The organism is Aliarcobacter vitoriensis (assembly GCF_003316695.1).
Taxonomy (GTDB): domain Bacteria; phylum Campylobacterota; class Campylobacteria; order Campylobacterales; family Arcobacteraceae; genus Aliarcobacter; species Aliarcobacter vitoriensis.
In genome coordinates this window covers 1-1,455 of record NZ_PDKB01000039.1, presented here as the reverse complement: position 1 = coordinate 1,455, position 1,455 = coordinate 1, and the positions used below count along the sequence as shown (strand labels likewise).

The window sequence follows — 1,455 nt, the reverse complement described above, 5'->3', positions numbered from 1 at the left end:
TAGCCATAGGCTTTGGGAATCTACTTTATTTAGAGAAGAAAGCCAGAAAGTTTGGAGATAATATTCCAGTATATCAAGGATTTGGTAAGTTATCTTTGGCAGTTATGATAGGAGTTATCCCAGCAACTGGATTGTTGTTTGTTTTACAATGGTTACTTCCTTTTGATATGGAAAATAGAGTTTTAATTCAAAAATGTTTGTTTGCTGTTGCTTGGATAGGAACTTTGACTTATTCATTTTATAAATTAAACTCTTATCAAACAGCTAAAGAGTTTTTATATATTGGTGGAGTATTGTTTGCTTTAAGTCCAATCATTCATTTTATATTTAGTGGATTTAGTCCTATTAGACTTTGGAATGAAGAAGTTTATACAGTTTTAGCTGTTGATATTGGTTTGTTTGTTTTTGGATTGATTTTGCTTTATGTTGCTTATAAACTTCCAGTAGATAGAACTAAGATACAAGAGTTTTGGACAAGAAGAGGTGTTAAATGATAAATTATTTAAATAGTTTAAAAGTAGTAGAAAGTAGTGGTAAAAAAATAGGATTGTTTAGAACAATTTGTTCTATTGTTGGTGGATTAATAGTTGCATATTTAGGAATGACTTTGCTAATATTTATTATTCCAGGAACTGCTGGAGAATCTATTATAGTGCCATTGTTGTTTAATACTTTTGCTTGGGCTAGTGTAGCTCTTTGGATAAGCTTATCTAAATCAAAATATATTGCACTTTTAAGATGTGTTGTTCCAACTTTAATATTTGGAATAGCTTTAATAATACTTTATAATATTTAAGGATAAATAAAATGATAAAAAAATTAATATTAATGTTAAGTTTGAGCTTTGGTTTGTATTCTCATGAATTAATGCTGTTTGTAGAAGATAATAAAGATAATACTATAACAGTTGCAGGAGAGTTTGATACAGGAGATGATGCAGCAGGAGCATTGGTTAGAATAGAATCTTTAGTTACAGGGAATGTTTTGTTTCAACAAAGACTTCCAAAAGAGAGTGAGATAATAGTTGATATTCCAAAAGAGCCATATCAAGTAGTTCTTGATGGAGGAAGTGGACATACTTTGGTAAAAGAAGGTATTGCACCAATAGAAGGATATAGTGAAGAGTTAAAAGCCCAAAGTAAACAAGTAACAGTACCACAGAATGTATCGCATGAATGGAGTAGTGTAACTATAGTTTTTTTTAGTATATGTATAATATTATTTTTAATGACAATTTATTTTAGTAATAAAAATACAAATAGAATATTACAACAATTAAAAGAGAGTTAAAATTCTCTTTTAAAAATAGACTTAGGTGTGGGTTTCAAGGTTTTTTTGTATTTTCAGATTTTTTAACATCAATTTAGATTAGGAGCTAAAGTTAAAAAATTGTCCTTTCTTTTACCTTGGAACTCATACCTAAGTTTATATATCATAATAAGTTAATTTAATAGT

At 28.2% G+C, this 1,455-nt stretch carries 2 protein-coding genes and 1 pseudogene; all 3 read left to right on the top strand.

The window, feature by feature from the left end:
* Positions 1–494, top strand: a pseudogene (locus CRU91_RS12015) (PepSY-associated TM helix domain-containing protein); the annotation flags it as partial.
* The gene (locus tag CRU91_RS12010) at positions 491–796 is read left to right on the top strand and encodes a hypothetical protein (RefSeq protein ID WP_113895445.1); all 306 of its coding nucleotides are present in this window, start codon (positions 491–493) and stop codon (positions 794–796) included. The pseudogene CRU91_RS12015 and the gene CRU91_RS12010, both read left to right, overlap by 4 nt.
* A gap of 11 nt (positions 797–807) precedes the next feature.
* A complete protein-coding gene (locus CRU91_RS12005) occupies positions 808–1,290 on the top strand; it encodes a hypothetical protein (RefSeq protein ID WP_235827013.1) in 483 nt (160 codons plus the stop codon).
* Positions 1,291–1,455: the final 165 nt, after the last annotated feature.